Genomic DNA, 18,620 nt, shown 5'->3' on the forward strand with positions numbered 1-18,620 from the left:
ACCGGTTTAATATAAAAATGAAATTATTAATCATGGAATTATTACATTAGAAATAGATTTCAACCAACAAACCAACCATTACCTACATGACCACTACCATTAAAGAAAAGAGTGCCTGGGCTTACTTGCTGAGTGCACCAGTAATTGTAGCCTCTCTTGGCTATTTTGTAGACATCTATGATTTACTTTTATTTGGTATTGTAAGGATTCCCAGCTTAACAGAATTGGGCCTAGATGAGGCTGCGCGCTCTATTGAAGGAGCTAGTATCATCAATTGGCAGATGACCGGTTTACTGCTGGGGGGAATTCTATGGGGAGTGCTAGGCGATAAAAAAGGCCGGTTATCTGTACTTTTTGGTTCCATTATCACTTATTCTATTGCCAATTTTGCATGTGGATTTGTACAGGATGTTTTTGTTTACAAGATTTTGCGTTTTATAGCAGGAATAGGTTTGGCTGGGGAACTTGGCGCTGGGATCACACTGGTTTCTGAAAGTTTACCAAAAAAACTGAGAGCATTAGGGACTTCCCTGGTGGCAGGAGTAGGATTACTAGGTGCGGTAGTTGGTTATTTCACTGTAGAGCTCTTCAGCTGGCGAAATGCTTATTTCATTGGTGGTGGAATGGGAATTCTTTTATTATTCCTTCGAATAGGTGTTTTTGAATCGGGGATGTTTCATGCCATGAAGGCTAAACAGCAATTGAGCAAAGGCAATTTTCTTTCTTTTTTTACTAAGAAAAGCAGGTTGATTTTATATTTAAAATGCATTGGTGTAGGCTTGCCTACCTGGTTTGTGATCGGTATTCTGGCTACATTTAGTAATGAAATTGGTAAGGCCTTACATATTTCTGAAGCCATAAAACCAGGATTAGCAGTGATGTGGTGTTATGTAGGTCTTGCTGCGGGAGATTTGGTGAGTGGGATCATCAGCTATTGGCTGGAATCACGTCGTAAGGCTGTGGCTTACCTGATGTTGTTTGCGGCCATCGGGAGTCTGATATTTCTATATGGAGGCATCTCCACTACAAAAGGATTGTACGCCATGTGTTTATGGGTAGGATTTGGCATTGGCTACTGGGCCATGTTTGTAACGATTGGTGCGGAGCAATTTGGTACAAATGTAAGGGCAACAGCAGCTACTACTATTCCAAATATGGTGCGTGGAACGGTAGTCCTGATGACTACCGGTTATACTTTTTTAAAACCCCATGTGATGGAACTGAATGCCGCTGCAATCATTGGCCTGCTTTGCTTCGGAATAGGATTTTATTGCATCAAAACCATTCCTGAAACCCATCATAAGGACCTTGACTTCGTAGAAGACTAAATCCTCAGGATGGACAACAGATCTATTTGATGGGCTGAAGAATTACTGATTTCAATTTGAACAGTTCTTTGGTATTGTTCAGTTCAGGTCTTAAGTTCAAGGCATATATTCCTGGTTTTAGAACGGTGATTGTCGCTACAGGATGCTTAATAAATAGCAAAGGTCTGCTGGAATTGAATTCAGAAGTCCTTAAAGTTTGAAATTTATAGGTTTTATGGTCAAATTCCATAATCCCTTCTTGTTTTGCACTGGCCTCTGGACAAGCATATTCCAAGAGTACTTTATAGTCGCCGGGAGAGGTGATGTTAAATTGGAAAGCGGTTTGATCTGTTGGTTTTATCATATCTGTGATGCAGGTGGTATGCTTCCAATCGCCAAAATAATGACTGTAGGTTAAGGTCTGCATTTTAGCAGCGCCGCTGGTTTTTGAATGAACTACTTCCAGCATATTGTTAGGGTAGGAAGCGGAAACCGTAGGTATATTGTTGAGGTAACCATCATTGAGCTGTCCATTAAACGCGACTTCAATGACCGCATGGTAAGGATCAGTTTTCGAAGGAAGGTCTACATAAAGTACCTGCTCTTTAATTTCATATTTCAAGGTAGTTTTGTGGCCAAGCTGGACAATATTTGTCACTTTAACATGGATTCCAGGAACCCTGATTTTTCCATTTTCCGGAGGATTAAGGATATGCAGGAATAACTTTCCTGGTTTGGAAGTGGTAACGCCCCATGGCTGGGCAGGGACAAGGCCATAGGTACTTCCATAAATGCTCTCCCCATTTTTCTTTAGCCATTTTCCAGTCTCCCTAAGATATTTTTCCGAGTAATAAGGGATGTTTCCTTCTCCGTCCGGACCGATATTGAGCATCAGATTTCCTCCTTTGGAGGCTACATTGGCTAATAGCTGCGTGATTTCTTCTGGTGTTTTGAAATTCATATCATGACTGATGTAACCCCAGGAATCGTTATGGGTGTAAATAGATTCCCAGGCACCTTTTATCGGCGTTGCCGGAACCTCAGAATCGCCGAAAGTACGGTAATCTCCTAGCCCTTGTCCCACACGGCTGCTAAAAAGGCTTTTCGGCTGCAGGGCATGCATTTCATCAACTAAGGCCTGTGTTTGCTGTTTATCTAGTCCTCCTGGCATGTCAAACCAGACCATACCCAGGTCGCCATAATTAGTCAGCAATTCTTTTAGCTGCGGGATGGACTTGTCCTTATAATATTTTAAATAATCTTTGTCGGCCTCTTTAAAGTCCCATTTATTGCCGCCGCCATTCGGCTCGTGCCAATCCAGAAATTGAGAATAATAAAAGCCAAATTGAATCCCTCTTTTTCTCGTTGCATTGGCCAATGCTTTCATCGGGTCCTTGCCATAAGGCGATGCTTTTACGATGTTGAAATCGCTTACCTTAGAATCGTACATCGCGAAACCTTCATGATGTTTTGCGGTAATGACCATATATTTGATCCCTGCATCCTTCGCCAGGTCTGCCCATTCATCAGCATTAAATTTTTGCGGGTTAAAACTCTTGGCAACCTGCTCATATGCCTTCGCAGGAATCTTGGCCTGGTTCATCAGCCACTCGCCGCTGCCATAATAATCTTTACCCTCCCATACGCCTGCCAATTTAGAATATAACCCCCAATGGATAAACATGCCAAACTTGGCATTTTGAAACCAGGAGGCATTCGGATTTTCTTTTCCAGTACTGCTTTTATCCCATCTTTCGATGTCCTGCGCAAAAGATGTACAGATTGTGGAGAAAAATAAAAATAAGTAAATGAAGGATTTTTTTAGCTCGTTCATATTTGGATATCAATTGATGGTTAGTCGATTACTAAGATAAGTTCCCTGTTTTTTTATAGTTATTCATTTATAGCCAATGATTAAGCGCTTTTGGCAAGATCTACCTGTTTATAGGAAAAGCTTGATAGTTTGGGTTAAAAGATTTAGGTTTATCCTCCCAAAGTAGCAGAGGATATGGAAGACCAATTGAGGACAGAGCAGGCGATATTGAATTATAAAGAGAAGATTACCTGGTTGGATTTACTAAAAGTGATTGCCGTTTTTATGGTCATCGTGGCGCATGCTAATGATAGTATCATCTTAAATCAGGATGGTAATTTTAATTTTGAGTGGGGAACATATATCGGTTCTCTATACCGTTTTTCGCTGCCTTTATTTGTATTGATTTCTGGAGTTTTACTGCTGCCAACCAAACTTAATACCATAGATTTTTATAAAAAAAGACTCTGGAGAATCCTTCCGGCATTGCTATTCTGGGGTGTCGCTTATGTGTTGTTTGAGGGATTGGTTCTCCAGCAGAAATCCTGGGATAAAATTTGGATGGAGATCGTTCGGCTGCCCCTAAGTTTTGGTGATGCCTCCCCGCATTTATGGTATCTGTATATGTTGGCGGGCCTTTATTTAATGATTCCCATCATCTCCCCATGGCTGGCTAAGGCCACAAAAAGAGAGCTGGAATTGGTCCTGTCCATCTTTATTTTCTCTACTTTTATTCCCTACCTGAAGTTTTTAACCGGCTTGGCTTTTGGCATGTCTGACTGGAATGAATTCCATTCTTTTTACTATTTATCGGGCTTCATCGGTTATTTATTGATGGGGTACTATCTCTATACTTACCTGCCAGGATGGAGTATACTGACTAAAAGAACTGCTGGTGCCGTCTTATTTCTAACTGGTTATGGCATTACTTATTACCTCAGCATCAGTGTTCCTTTTTCTATCCCAAATATTGAAATGGTATGGTATTACTGTTCCCCGAATGTGCTTTTGGAAGCAGTGGGGGTGTTTTTAATGGTGGAGGGCATGACTTTAAAAAAGGGTATTTTCACAAAGATTATTCAAACTATTGCCAAGTATTCATTTGGTATTTTTTTAATACACTACTTCTTTATAGGCATTATTTTCAGATACCTTGCTGCGCAGTTTGACCTTCATGAGGGATTAAATGTATTGATGTCCAGTTTAATGACTTTATTGCTGTCCTTTATAGCTGTTTGGCTGCTGACCAGACTGAACTGGATGCAAAAGTTGCTCATGTAGACTTTCATATTTTTCCTTAGGCTTCTCCGATAGTGCTTTTAATCTTCTTGCCTGCTACCGAAGAGGCACTATAGGCTTTTAGGTGTAATGACAGCTCTACTGATTCCTTTTGCCGTTTTCCAGGAGTCTTTTCATCAGTTGGAGGATAAGTCCCATATCACTATTATTTTCTATATCATGGATGGTATTCATGTTTTGCACACCAAGTTCAGGATTAAGCTTTTTGAATAGACTGAGCTTTACATTTAGGATTTTCGCAATTTTTAGGAGCAAATCATCCCCAATATCATTCTTCTGTTCCATTTTTGAAACAGCTTGCTGACTAATGCCCAGTGCTTTAGCTAATGTGGTTTGTTTCATTCCGTAGTAGCCGCGAATTCGGCTTAGGTTTCTTCCTAAATGGGGTTTCTTGATCATCTTGTTAATGGTAAATTTATAGTGGTTTCCTGAATTTCTAATCGATTAAGCAATTGTAAAAAACAACTGATTTATTGTTAATTACAACCTCATTTTATTCCCTAAATAAATACATGTTTTATACTTTTGGTTAATTAAAACGTAAAATATGACAATTATCGCCAAAAGGAGAGAAAAGGGACTAAAAACTACCTATTTAAATTTTGATCTAATTTATTTCATACAATTGAAGAGGATAGCTTCCCAGTTTTCGCAGGAAGAACTTTCCTTTTTAATGGGTAGAAAAAAGGGCTTTATTAAAGATCGGGAAGCATTTAAACAGAATAAGGAATTGTGGCTGGGAGACGTGTCGGCCATGGCAAAGATATTTAACTGTCACACTGTTGACTTTTTCAGAAGTATGGACGGTATTCCTAAAGAAATCAAATTATGCGCAGTACAATCAAAACAAGGGGATTTTATTCAGTATAAGGTCTTCCAAGTCCATGAAGAGCATCCTATGGAACTGTTGTATATGATGAATGAAACAGATCCTATGAAACGTTACCATGAAAATGAATTGGTTACTTTTAGTCACCATGCTAGAATTGAACTTAGTCATTTGATGGTGGAAGGTTTTTTCGACAGTCAGCCAAAAACACCGCTGGAAATTTTTAGTGTGTGTAGAAATCGCGCTGGGCATTTGATTAGAGCAGAATTTTTGGAAGCAGCACTGGAGGAATGTTTAGGAGACGCTAAAGGACAAGCTTTGAAGAGGTACAAGCATAAGGATATGGGATTAGTTTATGAGGCAGTATAGTTTCCATAGAGCTGCCTGGTCATCATCATCGTTTTAGGAAGAGGGGAAATAATGAGTTAATTGAATAATATTTTGATATTTTAGTAAGACCTTATCCTTTAGTGGCAGACTTAAATGATAACCTAACCAAAAAACGCTAAATTCTTAAACTCAAATAATGATATGAACCTAAAAGTTGGCTTAATTATCCTGACCTCCGCACTGATCCCGGTATTAAATTTCATGAACACTGAAGATCAGACACCAAAAGATTTACCTATCCAAGGTACCTGGCAACTCGTATCAGGTGTGACGATTGAAAAGGGAAAATCTACATTTACCGATTATAAAAAAGACATGAAGCAGATCAAGATCATCAATGATACTCATTTTGCCTTTTTTAACCATGACCTGAAGCAGGGAAAGGGTCCCAAGCCTGTTTTTGTGGCAGGAGGAGGTAAGTATACTTTAAAGGGAAATGAGTATACGGAACACCTGGAATATTGTAATTACAGAGAATGGGAGCATAAGACATTTAGCTTTAAATTAACGATGAAAGGGGATACTCTGATTCAACGGGGATTGGAAAAGGATGAGAAAATCGGCGTCGACCATGAGATTATCGAAAAATATGTGAGGTTAAAAGATTAACAGGATTTATCCTTTCAGTCCATGCCAGGCTGAGCTTTATGGTGTTCATCCTGGCATGAACTGGAAAAGGCGATTATCATTTTTTATATCCAGGCATTTGGGCTACCTTTGTGCTAATGGATCCCATTAGGCATATCAATCACTTTCGTTTTAACCAGCTCGCTACACAATTGCGAAGGGTATCGGCGGTGTCTTGCCATTTTTTATCTCTGCAATATCGTTTAGGAGATTCTTTTCTTAAAAGCAGTAAGGACTTTATTAAGTAAGCCCCAGCCTTTGTAAAGGTTTGGGGATTTGACCTTAATTCTTTTTTCCTTCTATCTTTTTTCTTTCTTATCATGAAAAAATCAGGCATCATACCCTTGCTAAGGGGTGTTCTTGTATGGCTTTCTGTATTAAATCTAGGTGTTTTGCTGATGTCCATTTTGACGGTTAAACCGTTATGGATAGGCTTGTCTATCAGTTTCTTTGCGTTAATGATCGCTTTTCAAAATCATCATCAATCTGAGAAATCTGAGGAACTTCCAGTTTTGGGAAAAGAAAAAACTAATGCTGATTAAGATGGGAATATTAGTTAGGAGGAATCGGGATTTTGATGGTTTAGCCCCAGTTGAGTATTAGACTGGGGCAAAGGTATCACACATTATTTATTATTTAATTCAACAAAAAAATATCATGACTACAAGCTCATTAAAAATAGACGAAACCCCAATCATTTTATCCACTGGAATCTTTGATTTATTGAAAGACCACCTGAGAAGAAGAAAGCTAAGTAAGTTTAATGAAGATAAATTGAAACTGGAGCTTCGTTTTGCCAAGCAGGTATTGAATAAAGAATTGCCGGAAGATGTAGTAACCGTAGACAGAGCGGTACGGGTAAGAGAAATGGAATCGGGTAATGAATTTACGTATAAACTGGTTGCACCCGCAAAGGCAAGAGATAAACATAAAACACTTTCCATTTTATCACCAATTGGGGTAGCAATGGTAGGTTATGTAAAAGGCGCCCAATTACAGTGGGAAATGCCTGATGGCATAAAGGTTTATCGCATTGAAGAGGTGAATAAAATCGCTTAAGGTTCAATGACGAAATACGCAGTTTAGTTCCAAAGCTCGGCTGCTGATTTGTCATTCCTATGGTTTACAATAAAGCTGTTCAGGGAGTTCCTGAACAGCTTTATTAGTATCGAGCAAACTGTTATTTCTTGAATAAGGCTTTGATTTTAGACCGGTTAGAACTTTTATGCTTTCTGAATCAGTAAGTTGTCTTTCTTAACCAGTTCTTTAGCGTTGTTTCTATACTTAACAAGGTTAATCAGCAACACACTTCCTAGGATTACAAATAGACCAATAATCTGTATAAAAGTAATTTTCTCATTAGTAAAGGTCAGGCTTAATAGAATCGCCACTACTGGATTCACATAAGCGTAGGTACTTACCTGTGTAGCAGACCTTACTTTTAATAACCATACATAAGCACTAAAGGCGGCGATAGAGCCAAAAATAATCAGATAGATAATGGAAAGCCAGGCATCCAAAGAAACCTGTGACCATTTAAAAGTCTGATATTCTGAGCTAAAAATACTGCCAGGGATAAAGAGTAGTCCTGCAGCAATCATCTGCCATGCCGTATTTACGGTTACTGAACTGTTCGGATCGGTTTTATATTTCGCATAAAGTGATCCTCCAGCCCAACCAATAGGGCCAAGCACTAACAATCCCATTCCAATGACCTCTTTTGTACTCTGCTGTGTATTAAAAGAGTGGATCATTTGTTCACCAAACAATAAGATCACGCCAATAAAACCAATGATCACACCGGCCAGCGTAGATTTACTGGTTAAATTCTCTTTCCATTTGGGTTTATCCAGAATCACAAACCAAATTGCCGCAGATGCCACCATAATAGCAACGAGACCGCTCGGAATAAATTGCTCCACCCAAATGACAATTCCATTTCCTAAACCCAGCATCAATATGCCGCCAATGGCTGCAATCCTGATGTTTCTCTTATTAAAGATCTGTTCCCCCTTAATCAGACACCAGGAAATGAGCAATCCTCCCGCAACCAGAAATCGGAAGGAGCCTAAAATGAATGGAGGAAAACCAGCAAGGGCTTTTTGAATGAAAAAGTAAGTGGAGCCCCAAACGATATAAACAATGGCAAAAGCCAGATATACCATTATTGGGGAAGCAGATTTAGTTGGAGCTGTCATAATAGGTTCAGTAGAGTTCAATTATTTTTCTGGGATAACCAATTGTATTTCTTCCTTTACAGTTTCGAGAACAATGGTGGTTCTTATAGATTGTATGGTCGTTATTTTGCTAAATGATTCTCTCATTAATGCCATTAAGGAAGCCGAATCTGTGGTTCTCACCTTCACTAAATAGCAGTCGTCTCCAGCAATAATATGTACTTCCTGTACCTCTTTAATCTTGGACAATTCCGTTGCGGTAGTGGTACAGCCGATGCTATGAGAGGCTTTCATGGAAATGAAGGCCAGCAATTTTAAGTCTACAGCCGCAGGATTGATTCTCGCGGTGTATTGTGTAATCACATTCTTCTGTTCTAACTTTTTCACGCGTTCCAGCACCGCAGAGGGAGCCATCTCTAATTCTTTGGCCATGTGCACATTGGAAATCCTTGAATTTTCCTGCATCAACCTTAAAATAGCAAGATCGATCTTATCCAAATTGATATTGTTTTCGATTATCATTCTGTAAATGTATTTATATTCAGAATAATATGCAAACAATATTTATATATTCTGATTATTGTTCTCTTTGGTTGTGATTGTTTAGATTCTGTAAATTGATTATTTTTAGCTCTTCAACTCAGTTTTAATACTGTTGTGGCGGTGATTTGAAAAATGCACTGTATATTGCCGGTCAACTGGAAACTCAAAATAAGCGATGAAAAATGTAAAGGCCGTACTATTTGATCTTGATGGAACATTAATTGATTCCGAGTATTTTCACTACGAATGCTGGAATGAAATCCTTGAAGATTATGGTATACAATTAGCGTATTCCGACTGGTTGAAAAATTATGCAGGAATTCCACTTCCGCAGAACGCAAAAAATCTACTGACAAAGTATCAGATCAATGCCGCTTTGGAGGATGTGGTGAAAAGGAGGGAAGCCCTGACCTTGGAAAGATTGAAAACAAAAGATGTAGGGCTAATGCCTTATGCTTTAGAAATGATCAAATTTTTGTATGAAAGAAAACTCTTGCTGGCCATTGTCACCTCTAGTCCGCGGGAGGATGTGGAAGCTATTTTTGATAGAAATGGATTAAGGGAATACTTTACGCTGATCATTACCAGGTCTGATGTGGTCCAAAATAAGCCAGATCCTGAAGGCTATCTCAAATGCTGTGCAGCCCTTGGGCAAAAGAAAGAAGAATGTATCGTATTTGAAGATACACTAAATGGAATCAAAGCAGCGAAAGCAGCTGGACTGAGGTGTATTGCGATCCAAAGTAATTTGGAAGTTCATCCGTCATTAGCCATAGCGGATGAATTGTTCCCTGATCTAGCAGTGGCTAAAACAACATTATTCGCAGCAAGTTGATCAATTTCATGTGGATCAACTCAGCTCATCAGGCGTATAACGATATCGATAGCTAAAGATCGGTATCAATAATCTTGTGTTTAAAAGCAAATACGACTAACCCTGCCACATTTTTTGCGCCGGTTTTAACCAATAAATTATTTCGGTGTCCATCCACCGTACGTAAGCTGATCGACAATCTATCGGCAATTTCCGGAGTAGTCAATTCTTCACAAATCAAACCTAATATTTCTTTTTCGCGTTGTGTAAGAGAGGAGCTGGCATCAAATCCCCTTAAGCTAGTCTTGTTCAGCAGCTTTCCAGATTGTAAGGTCTTTAACACCATTTCATTGAAGTAGAAGCCATTGTGATAAGTAGTTTCAATGGCATTTTTAAGCTCACTCAACTCTGAGTTTTTAGCGATATATCCGTTTACCCCCTGTTGGATCATCCTGGTTACATGTTTCTCTTCGCCATGCACGGATAGGACAATCACGCGTACATCCGGGAAGGCTATTTTTAACTGTTTAGTAGCTTCCATTCCGTTCATTTCAGGCATGTTCAGGTCCATCAGCACGATGTCTGGTTTAACCTCACCACATTCATTCATGGCTTTTAATAGTTCCAGTCCATTCCCTGCTTCAAACATAACTTCCATGTTTCCAAAGCTTTTGATATTGTTCACCAGGCATTCTCTAAACATCACCTGATCATCTGTAACTGCAATCTTTATCAATTTGTTCATTTTATTAAATTAGTGTAGGGAAATAGATGGAGACGCCAAATCCTGGACTATCGGTATGATAGGTCAGCTGACCGCCGTTCATTTCTACCCTGCTGGTGATGTTCTGTATGCCCAATCCTCTGCGAACCAGATCTTTGTCAAAGCCTATGCCATCATCTTTATATTGATACATCACTTCCATTTCAGTACAGTTAAGCTGTATTTCTACATGTTTTGCGGCAGCATGTTTTACTGTATTACTGATGAGTTCCTGAGTGATGCGGAAAAGTGCAAGTTCTATTTCTGTGCGGCCACATTTATCTAGTCCTTCGCTTTCAAAGCTGACATCCAGTCCGTCGGAGCCTTCTATCTGAAAGCATAATTCTTCGATTGCAGCTGCAATCCCAAACATTTCCAGTTCATTGGGAATCATGTTATGAGAAATTCGCCTTACGCTCATGACTCCCTTATCTACAAGGAGCTTGGTTTCTTTGATCAGGTCGATGCCACCTACCGCATTGGATGCCGGGCTGTTTTTCTTCTCAAACTGTATAATTTTCATACCGATAGTAGAAAATATACTGCCTACCTCATCATGTAAATCTTTGGCGACTCTGCGGCGCTCTTCTTCAATTTTTTCAATGTTATTGTGCAATAATTTTTGCTGGTATTCCGCTTCTTTTTCCCTGAGTTTCACCTGCTGGTTATAGAATTTTTTCTGATATACGAAAAAAAGCACTACCACAGCAGCGCTCAGAATAAACATGACAATCATTCCCGTGAAGAGAAAAAAGTAAACATCTATGTTTTCTTGTGCTGCCATAAGCCAATAAAGATTAAAATATTATTAACAATAGAAAGAAAGGCATGGAATTGCCAAACCATCATGTTGAATTTAAAGCTATATGGCAGAATATAATTGCTAATTGTAAACAATAAGAAACTTCCCGAAAAGTAAATAAAGAAGCCGGTATTGATCCAGAATACAGGGCTTTTCTCAATTTGTGTGTAGAGTGTTTGACGGGTAATTTTATAATAGTAATATAGGGAAGCACCAATCACCAGAATGCTTTCCAGCGTTCGCGGATAGGTATTAAATATTTTCCAGTCCTGAATACAGGTGGCGTTGATCAGGCAAAATACAAGAAAGCAGGTGATGAGCACCCAAAACCAGATCTTATCGATATATGTTTTGAAAATTACCTGGTAGAAAAGCATGATTCCGGTAAATTCTACCATTGTGTAAACGTGCAATACCGGAAGGTTATTTTTAAGCTGTGACCATAAATAGGCACTATATGCTCCAAGAGTTGCAATAGAAACCAGGTACAGTGTGATTACTTTTAATTCCTTAGGATAGGACTTGACATTCATCAAAGCCAAAATCAATGGGCATAGAATGATGCCCATTGAAAAGTACAAATAAATTTTTTCTAACGCTGAAGCCATTATTTAATTAAAATTCATCAGGTGAGCAGGTTGGCGGGCAAGGCATTGTAAAATCGAATACATTGCTATCAACAGGACCCTTAAGGTCTGTTCCAACGTTCTTGTTTACCATATCTTGTCCATAAATGTCAGCAGGAACCATGATCATTCTTTGTTGTCTTCCATCTTCCATTGAGTTATCCCAGCCAAAATACATTCTGATATATTTAACGCCATCTTCCTCAAGCATGTCTTTCAATTCCTGTGCATCAACCAGGAAAGCTTTGATTAGGTTTCCTTGTGCTGCCCAGGCAGCAGTCAGTTCTTTAGCTTCAGCTAAAGGAATTTCATACATACTTTTGTTGTGTTTTTCCATGAGTTATTTTACTTTTTTGGTTTACAGGTCTTTTTTAGAACTTTTGGTTTTAAAATCTTAATCTAAAATAAAACATTCCTTGTTAAGCTCACCAATTATTTACAGTTAATTTATATTTGTTACGCTCCTGTTATTAAAACAGGTATAAATACCTGTTTTTCTATTCGGGTAATCTAGCGCATTTGTACGCTAAACCATTTCCGGATCTTTATCTGTATTGAACCAGTACATTAAACGACCGATTTATTTATGAAAGCTCCAGACCCTTTGTTTATTGCCTACTGGTTGGGTTATGCGAATCAAAAGATGATTATTGAAACACTGCCGGAAGGGATTGATGTGATCAATTTGTTTAGCCTTAGCCTGGATGCTGAAAAAACACTGCAGAATTTATACCTGACAAGTAATGGAATGAGCTGGGAAAATATCCTTTCAGGTGTCCGGGTGCAGCAGCAAAGAGGAGTTAGGGTACTGACTTCCATTGCGAGTGCTGTTCAGCCAAAAATTTCCTGGAATACCATCGCTGATCCCAAAAGTTTTGCCGCCAGTGTTTATGAATTGGTAGTCAATACCTGGGGGCTGGATGGAATTGATATAGACCCGGAAATGGGTGGCGATGTTCCTAACGATACTTTTATAAAAGTGATTATGGAGCTGGCCAAATACTTTGGACCACGTTCTGGAACAGGTAAAATCATGAGTTATGTCACCTATCAGTATTATGCTGATGAGCAATTGTTAAAGCGCTGCAATGCCTGTTTTGATTACGTATCTCTGGCTGGTTATCTCTGGGACGTAGAAACAATGATTCATCAGTTTGGATTATATGCCGGACTGGTAGGTGTTAAAAAGTTATTGATTGGTGTGCAGCCAGGGCATCATCAGCCCAATTCTTTAACAGATGCGATTCAGCTTTCTCAATGGCAGCCTGATAATGGCTTAAAAGGAGGGATGATGCTTTTTAATATCAATATCGACCAGGACTTTCATTATACCAGACAGCTGATAGAAGCACTTAAATCAACTGTGCAAAGAAATTAAAATATAGGAGCTCTCAAAACTTCTGGCGGAGGCAATTATTTATGTTGTTTCCGCTTTTTTGTTTAAAAGAGCGTTATAACTTTTCTATAGATTTTCCAAAATACCAGCATATCCAGCTAAAGAAAGGTGCAGCAATTACATCGGCTGTATAATGTACATGCTGAACCAATAGCAATACGCCAATAATTCCGGCAGCAATGAAAGCAATGGTTTTCTCTCGTTTATTTTCAAGGCATAAAGCACCTAAGAAGACAGTAGCCGTATGACCGGAGAAAAAAAGATCCTTGGTAATGATATTACCACGATAAAATAGAACAGAACATGGGTCTATTAAATCGATAATATCTTTTGGCGGATGCAATGGGACAATGGAAATGGTAATGATCCTGGCAGTACACAGAAATATATACGACCATAGTGCAGTAAGGCAGATGGACGTATTTCTGGACATACGGACAATGAAAAACACTGACATGCCGTAAAGGATAATAAAGATCCACCAGGAGACATCAATTGCAGGTATGTTTGCCAACACCCAGTCGTTTAATATAAATCCTTTCTCTCTATTCTCCACAAAAGCGAAAAAATGAGGAATGAAAAGAAGGATTAGGGCAAGAATAGAGATCCCCAAAATAAACTTAAGTCTGAATGGCGGGTAATCCCAGGCAATTTGCCAGGAGAATTGTTTAAACTGCATTAAAGTGTTCTGTTGGTATATTTTAAACTAAACAAAACAAATAACGGAATTAATCTATTATAAATGAATAGCCAAGCTAAGAAATCGTGGTTATTTCTATAAATAAATAAGATGTTTAAACAGGTAATTTGTAGGTTTTTAGCTTAAAATAAGCTGAGTTGCTGCGCTCTGATTGGTTTAGCATCTCCAAAAATGGTTTTCCCTCCATGTTTCCAGGAATCTCTGCTCTCTTTTTCAATTAATGCTTCAAAATTATCATTTGGAACAAAGTCTTTTTCTACGTTTCGAGAGATAATACTCAATTGATGAATGGCTTGCTGTTTATCTGAATGTCCTATTTTGGCCTGCTGAACTGCTTTGCTCAATACTTCGATAGTTTCATCATAAACGTTTATGGGCACAGGGAAGGGATGTCCATCTTTTCCGCCATGCGCAAATGAAAAACGAGCAGGATCTGTAAAACGAGAAGGTGTACCATAAATAACCTCACTAACCAGTGCGAGCGATTGCAAGGTTCTTGGGCCCATACCTTTCAGCAGCAGAAGTTCCTCAAAATCTTCGGGTTGATTTTCTTGTGTGAGCCATAACATGGCACCCAGACGTTTTAGGTCAACATCTTTCGCTTTCACTTCATGGTGGTTGGGCATGATGAGTTTTTTGATTTCCATGATCATCCGATCCGGATGTTCAGTAGTCATGGCCAGCATCGCTTGCTGTGCAGGAGCAGCAGCCTTGTCAACGAGGTTCATGATTTTACCTTGGTGGACACCACAGACGCCAGTATGCGGTTCTTCTACGAAAGAATGGAGGCTGGAGGAATGCCAGTGATACCTTCTTGCAGTACCGCTGTCATTTCGCATTCCTTGCTGAACAACAGTCCACAAGCCCTCTTTATTTAGGATGAAATTATGGGTATACAGCTGAAATCCATCTTGAATGGCCGTATTGTCTACTTTTGCACTAAGTTTGCTGCACCTCAGCAGATGATTTCCATCTAAGCCAGTCTGCTGGGCAATATTCAATAATTCTGCAGGAGTTTGTTTTGATCTTTTTCCCTTCCCACCGCAAATATAAATGCCTAATTCTTTACTATGAGGATTGATCGCAGCTTTTAAAGCGCCCATTACGGAAGTCGTGATCCCCGAAGAGTGCCAGTCCATTCCCATCACCGCACCGAGACTTTGAAACCAAAAAGGATCGCTTAATCGACGCAATACTTCGGCAGTACCATATTCGGTAATGATGGCTTCTGTAATGGCTAAACCAAGACGGGTCATCCGTTCGGATAACCAACTGGGTACATAGCCATAATGTAAAGGTAAATCTGCCGTTCCTGACGCTTTCATTACTAACAAAATTAGTAAAAATAAACCGTAGTTAATCCCAAAAATTATCGGGTTCGGAATCTTTTACCGGTAAATTCCTGCTGTTCGTCGGACTTTTTATTGGCTTTGACTGTCGCTGCTTTCCTAGCTGCTTATAAAACTGCATTTTTGGACAAGCTAATTCCTAATCACTAAACTAAAAAAAGATGAACATAATGATTTTTAAAACCTCGGTACAGGATCAAAAAGATCTGACTTCAATCAGACCTGTGATGAATACTTTATTTGGAGAAAAAAATTGGTCTTTAGCTTTTGAAGATGTCGACAAAATTTTAAGGGTAGTAAGTTCGATTCCTGCAGTTGCAGTGGTGAAACATATTCTGATGAATAATGGTTTCTTTTGCGAAGAACTTCCTTACTCCCTGGACGAATTTAACGTGTAAACTTATTTCTTGAATTCGCTGATGTCGACAATTCTATCGTTATCATTTTTTTTCAAAAGGAAACGCCTTGTTTGTTCTTTTGAAAACTGAAGTTGTTTTGCACCCAGCTGTAGATCGCCGGTACTTCTGAAGGTAAATCACCTGGGAAAGCTTGTGTTAAGGTTTCATCAGTGATAAAATTCACCTGATATAATTCTTTTGGCGTTGCAAAAACAATGGTTTGTCTATCCGGTGACAACATTAAAAACTTTCCAGCTATTCTCTGCTCAGGATCTTGTCTTTTCAATAGGTAAGCTTTTGCAGTCACACCAGTGATGAAGAAATCATTATTGATCAAATGTCCTGTGCGACCCAGTCTGTTGATGCCTAAACCAGATTTTTCACCCGGTCCAGGTTTGGTTGGACGCTCTAAGCTGACCACTTCCAGTTTCCCATCTTTTAAGGAAATAATATAAACTGGTGCTGCCGATGCAGTTGCATCTGCAGTCTGTACAAGTAAGCTTGTTTTCTGTGTATTAATGAATTCTGCAAATGTAAAGTGCTGGGTTGATTTTTTGGCATCCGAAGGATCTGTTTGGATACTCACCGTGCTGTCTCTGAATTTTACTGACAACCACTCATCCTGTTCTGGTTTGTTGAGTTTATAGATGGTAATCGAATCGGCCTTTTGTTCTGAATACTGATTAAAGGCTTCGTTTTTTGTTAAAACTCTAGGTACGTAGTTTTTTATTTTTTCTTCGTCTTTACTACAGCCAAAGATCAGTGTCATCAGCATAAGGGCAAGCAGGCATTTTTTCATAATTGAACGGAAAGTAATTGTGGTCTGTTTCTACACAAATATATAAAAGAAAGGGAAATTATTGCCTATACAAGAAAGGGATGTTCCATCCAGACACATCCCTTTTCTAACCAAATATAAACCTGTATGAACGGGTTTTACTTTAAATTTCCGTAGTACTCTACGAATTTAGCTAATGCATTAGAATAGCCCCATTCGTTATCATACCAAGAAACCACTTTTACGAAGTTGTCATTTAATGCAATACCTGCATTTGCATCGAAAATTGACGCATGATCATCTCCTATAAAGTCAGAAGAAACTACTTCATCTTCTGTATATCCTAGCACACCTTTCAAGTAACCTTCTGAGGCTGCTTTCATGGCTGCTTTAATTTCTTCATAAGTTGCTGCTTTTTCCAGACGAACTGTTAAATCAACAACAGATACATCAGCTACCGGTACACGGAAAGCCATACCTGTTAATTTTCCTTTTAAAGCAGGAATTACTTTTGCTACTGCTTTCGCTGCACCAGTTCCAGAAGGGATAATGTTAGAGAAACCTCCACGTCCACCTCTCCAGTCCTTCGCTGAAGGACCATCAACTGTTTTTTGTGTAGCAGTTACTGCGTGTACTGTGCTCATTAAGCCTTCAACTATACCGAAGTTGTCGTTTAATACTTTAGCGATTGGCGCTAAACAGTTAGTCGTACAAGAAGCGTTAGAAACTACAGTTTGATCAGCAGTTAACAACTCATGATTTACACCCATTACGTAAGTAGGGATTGAATCATCTTTTGCAGGAGCAGAAAGTACTACTCTTTTTGCACCAGCTTGAATATGTTTTTCAGCGTCAACTTGAGTTAAGAATAAACCTGTAGACTCAATTACTGTTTCTACACCTACTTCATCCCATTTTAAGTTTGCTGGATCTCTTTCCGCAGTGATACGGATTGTTTTTCCATTTACTACAAGGTGTCCGTTTACTACTTCAATAGTACCATCAAAACGACCGTGTGTAGTATCGTATTTTAACATATAAGCCATGTAATCCGGCTCAACTAAATCATTGATTGCAACAATATCTAATCCTCTTTTTAAAGCAGCTCTAAAAACCAGTCTGCCGATACGGCCAAAGCCGTTTATTCCAATTTTGCTCATTTTGTTAATTTGAATAGTAGTTTAGTAAATTATATATCGGTTCTTTAGTAATCGATGTTATTTCCAGTCCATGCTTTTTTGCAGTTGCTCGCAGCTCTTCCTGAAAGTTTCCGGCCACAAGTCCTACAAAATGTATTTCTTTACCGGGATGTAATTTTAATGTTGGTAACAAATAAGTGTTAAAATAACTTTCAAATCCTTTCTCTATTATTCCTAACAAAAATTTATCGTTTCTGTTTTCTAAAAAGAAGTCAAAAAAAGAACTTAGAAACTGCTGAGCCAGAGGGCGTTTGTATACGCGTTCCAGGATTTGAGGCCTGTCCAGATTATACTTCAGTTCAAACTTTTTATGCAGGTCCTTTGGCAGTTTATCCTGAACAAAATACTTTAACAGTGTTTTTCCAAGGTAGTTTGCCGAACCTTCATCTCCCAGGATATATCCCAGTCCAAAGTTGTTCTTCTCCGGTTTCTTTCCGTCATAATAAGCGCAATTTGCTCCGCTTCCCAATAAACCTACAATTCCAGGGTTATTGTAACAGGCAGAGATCGCTGCACCATACAGGTCGTCTTTAACCGTTATTTTACTATATCTAAAGAACATTCCAAGCGTTTCCGCTAATTCATTTCTTCTTTCTTCTGAGGAAGCTCCAGCAGCAAAAACATATATTTTCTTAATGCTTTCTGCGTGATTCACCAGAATCGATTTTTTATTTAAGAATTGAAGTATAGACTTCTGGTCATTAAAACAGGGGTTAATCCCTGGCATATTGCATTCAGCAATGGTTTTTCCATCTTGTGCAATTTTCCAGTACGCTGTTTTAGATCCACTGTAAACTACGGCTATCATAA

Annotated in this window: 22 protein-coding genes; 9 read left to right on the plus strand and 13 right to left on the minus strand. The window is 38.9% G+C overall.

Going from position 1 to position 18,620, the window contains the following annotated elements:
• The first annotated feature begins 86 nt into the window (after positions 1 to 86).
• Positions 87 to 1,328: an MFS transporter gene (locus AQ505_RS04770; protein ID WP_062547119.1), complete on the plus strand. Its 1,242-nt coding sequence runs from the start codon at positions 87 to 89 to the stop codon at positions 1,326 to 1,328.
• A 22-nt stretch (positions 1,329 to 1,350) separates the two neighbouring features.
• On the opposite strand, the gene AQ505_RS04775 is transcribed toward AQ505_RS04770, so the two are convergent.
• The gene (locus AQ505_RS04775) at positions 1,351 to 3,141 is read right to left on the minus strand and encodes an alpha-L-fucosidase (RefSeq protein ID WP_062547120.1); all 1,791 of its coding nucleotides are present in this window, start codon (positions 3,139 to 3,141) and stop codon (positions 1,351 to 1,353) included.
• A gap of 174 nt (positions 3,142 to 3,315) precedes the next feature.
• On the opposite strand from AQ505_RS04775, the gene AQ505_RS04780 reads away from it, so the two are divergent.
• Positions 3,316 to 4,401, plus strand: a complete 1,086-nt coding sequence (locus AQ505_RS04780; protein ID WP_062547121.1) for an acyltransferase — start codon at positions 3,316 to 3,318, stop codon at positions 4,399 to 4,401.
• A 96-nt stretch (positions 4,402 to 4,497) separates the two neighbouring features.
• Here the strand turns inward: AQ505_RS04780 and AQ505_RS04785 are convergent, their stop codons facing one another.
• Positions 4,498 to 4,818, minus strand: a complete 321-nt coding sequence (locus tag AQ505_RS04785; protein WP_062547122.1) for a helix-turn-helix domain-containing protein — start codon at positions 4,816 to 4,818, stop codon at positions 4,498 to 4,500.
• 148 nt (positions 4,819 to 4,966) lie between these two features.
• On the opposite strand from AQ505_RS04785, the gene AQ505_RS04790 reads away from it, so the two are divergent.
• From AQ505_RS04790 to AQ505_RS04810, 4 genes are all read left to right on the plus strand, one after another.
• Entirely contained in the window at positions 4,967 to 5,617 is a 651-nt protein-coding gene (locus tag AQ505_RS04790; RefSeq protein WP_062547123.1) for a hypothetical protein, read from the plus strand.
• A 162-nt stretch (positions 5,618 to 5,779) separates the two neighbouring features.
• Entirely contained in the window at positions 5,780 to 6,247 is a 468-nt protein-coding gene (locus tag AQ505_RS04795; RefSeq protein ID WP_062547124.1) for a hypothetical protein, read from the plus strand.
• A 338-nt stretch (positions 6,248 to 6,585) separates the two neighbouring features.
• Entirely contained in the window at positions 6,586 to 6,807 is a 222-nt protein-coding gene (locus tag AQ505_RS04805; RefSeq protein ID WP_062547126.1) for a hypothetical protein, read from the plus strand.
• Between the two features lie 115 nt (positions 6,808 to 6,922).
• Positions 6,923 to 7,324 (plus strand): GreA/GreB family elongation factor, encoded by a 402-nt coding sequence (locus AQ505_RS04810; RefSeq protein ID WP_062547127.1) that lies wholly within the window; start codon positions 6,923 to 6,925, stop codon positions 7,322 to 7,324.
• A gap of 164 nt (positions 7,325 to 7,488) precedes the next feature.
• On the opposite strand, the gene AQ505_RS04815 is transcribed toward AQ505_RS04810, so the two are convergent.
• Both AQ505_RS04815 and AQ505_RS04820 read right to left on the minus strand, forming a co-directional pair.
• Positions 7,489 to 8,463, minus strand: a complete 975-nt coding sequence (locus AQ505_RS04815; protein ID WP_062547128.1) for an EamA family transporter — start codon at positions 8,461 to 8,463, stop codon at positions 7,489 to 7,491.
• A 21-nt stretch (positions 8,464 to 8,484) separates the two neighbouring features.
• Positions 8,485 to 8,964 (minus strand): Lrp/AsnC family transcriptional regulator, encoded by a 480-nt coding sequence (locus AQ505_RS04820; protein ID WP_062547129.1) that lies wholly within the window; start codon positions 8,962 to 8,964, stop codon positions 8,485 to 8,487.
• Between the two features lie 196 nt (positions 8,965 to 9,160).
• Between AQ505_RS04820 and AQ505_RS04825 the strand changes: the two genes are divergently transcribed.
• Positions 9,161 to 9,820 (plus strand): HAD family hydrolase, encoded by a 660-nt coding sequence (locus AQ505_RS04825; RefSeq protein ID WP_062547130.1) that lies wholly within the window; start codon positions 9,161 to 9,163, stop codon positions 9,818 to 9,820.
• A gap of 52 nt (positions 9,821 to 9,872) precedes the next feature.
• Here AQ505_RS04825 and AQ505_RS04830 read toward each other — a convergent pair whose 3' ends face one another.
• Genes AQ505_RS04830 through AQ505_RS04845 form a run of 4 tightly spaced genes read right to left on the minus strand, consistent with a single transcriptional unit; the run spans position 9,873 to position 12,327 of the window.
• Positions 9,873 to 10,544, minus strand: a complete 672-nt coding sequence (locus tag AQ505_RS04830; protein ID WP_062547131.1) for a response regulator transcription factor — start codon at positions 10,542 to 10,544, stop codon at positions 9,873 to 9,875.
• A 4-nt stretch (positions 10,545 to 10,548) separates the two neighbouring features.
• Positions 10,549 to 11,346, minus strand: a complete 798-nt coding sequence (locus AQ505_RS04835) for a sensor histidine kinase (RefSeq protein WP_062547132.1) — start codon at positions 11,344 to 11,346, stop codon at positions 10,549 to 10,551.
• Positions 11,325 to 11,972: a hypothetical protein gene (locus AQ505_RS04840; RefSeq protein WP_062547133.1), complete on the minus strand. Its 648-nt coding sequence runs from the start codon at positions 11,970 to 11,972 to the stop codon at positions 11,325 to 11,327. Before AQ505_RS04840 ends, AQ505_RS04835 begins: the two co-directional genes overlap by 22 nt.
• 7 nt (positions 11,973 to 11,979) lie before the next feature.
• Positions 11,980 to 12,327, minus strand: a complete 348-nt coding sequence (locus AQ505_RS04845; RefSeq protein WP_062547134.1) for a hypothetical protein — start codon at positions 12,325 to 12,327, stop codon at positions 11,980 to 11,982.
• A 249-nt stretch (positions 12,328 to 12,576) separates the two neighbouring features.
• On the opposite strand from AQ505_RS04845, the gene AQ505_RS04850 reads away from it, so the two are divergent.
• Positions 12,577 to 13,368, plus strand: coding sequence for an EndoS/ChiA family endoglycosidase (locus tag AQ505_RS04850; RefSeq protein ID WP_062547135.1), 792 nt, complete (start codon positions 12,577 to 12,579; stop codon positions 13,366 to 13,368).
• A 73-nt stretch (positions 13,369 to 13,441) separates the two neighbouring features.
• Here the strand turns inward: AQ505_RS04850 and AQ505_RS04855 are convergent, their stop codons facing one another.
• Together AQ505_RS04855 and AQ505_RS04860 are read right to left on the minus strand one after the other, a co-directional pair.
• Positions 13,442 to 14,065 (minus strand): phosphatase PAP2-related protein, encoded by a 624-nt coding sequence (locus tag AQ505_RS04855; RefSeq protein WP_062547136.1) that lies wholly within the window; start codon positions 14,063 to 14,065, stop codon positions 13,442 to 13,444.
• Between the two features lie 143 nt (positions 14,066 to 14,208).
• Entirely contained in the window at positions 14,209 to 15,411 is a 1,203-nt protein-coding gene (locus tag AQ505_RS04860) for a DUF763 domain-containing protein (RefSeq protein WP_062547137.1), read from the minus strand.
• Positions 15,412 to 15,596: 185 nt separating this feature from the next.
• On the opposite strand from AQ505_RS04860, the gene AQ505_RS04865 reads away from it, so the two are divergent.
• Positions 15,597 to 15,833, plus strand: coding sequence for a hypothetical protein (locus tag AQ505_RS04865; protein WP_062547138.1), 237 nt, complete (start codon positions 15,597 to 15,599; stop codon positions 15,831 to 15,833).
• Positions 15,834 to 15,885: 52 nt separating this feature from the next.
• Here AQ505_RS04865 and AQ505_RS04870 read toward each other — a convergent pair whose 3' ends face one another.
• The 3 genes from AQ505_RS04870 to AQ505_RS04880 all read right to left on the minus strand — a co-directional run bounded on the left by AQ505_RS04870 (position 15,886) and on the right by AQ505_RS04880 (position 18,618).
• Positions 15,886 to 16,632, minus strand: coding sequence for a hypothetical protein (locus AQ505_RS04870; protein WP_062547139.1), 747 nt, complete (start codon positions 16,630 to 16,632; stop codon positions 15,886 to 15,888).
• A 137-nt stretch (positions 16,633 to 16,769) separates the two neighbouring features.
• A complete protein-coding gene (gap, locus tag AQ505_RS04875; RefSeq protein WP_062547140.1) occupies positions 16,770 to 17,771 on the minus strand; it encodes a type I glyceraldehyde-3-phosphate dehydrogenase in 1,002 nt (333 codons plus the stop codon).
• 4 nt (positions 17,772 to 17,775) lie between these two features.
• Positions 17,776 to 18,618 carry a hypothetical protein gene (locus AQ505_RS04880; RefSeq protein WP_062547141.1) on the minus strand — a complete coding sequence of 281 codons (843 nt, stop codon included), beginning with the start codon at positions 18,616 to 18,618 and terminating at the stop codon, positions 17,776 to 17,778.
• Between the last annotated feature and the right edge of the window lie 2 nt (positions 18,619 to 18,620).

The sequence above is a fragment of the Pedobacter sp. PACM 27299 genome (assembly GCF_001412655.1).
In the GTDB taxonomy this organism is placed as follows: Bacteria; Bacteroidota; Bacteroidia; order Sphingobacteriales; family Sphingobacteriaceae; genus Pedobacter.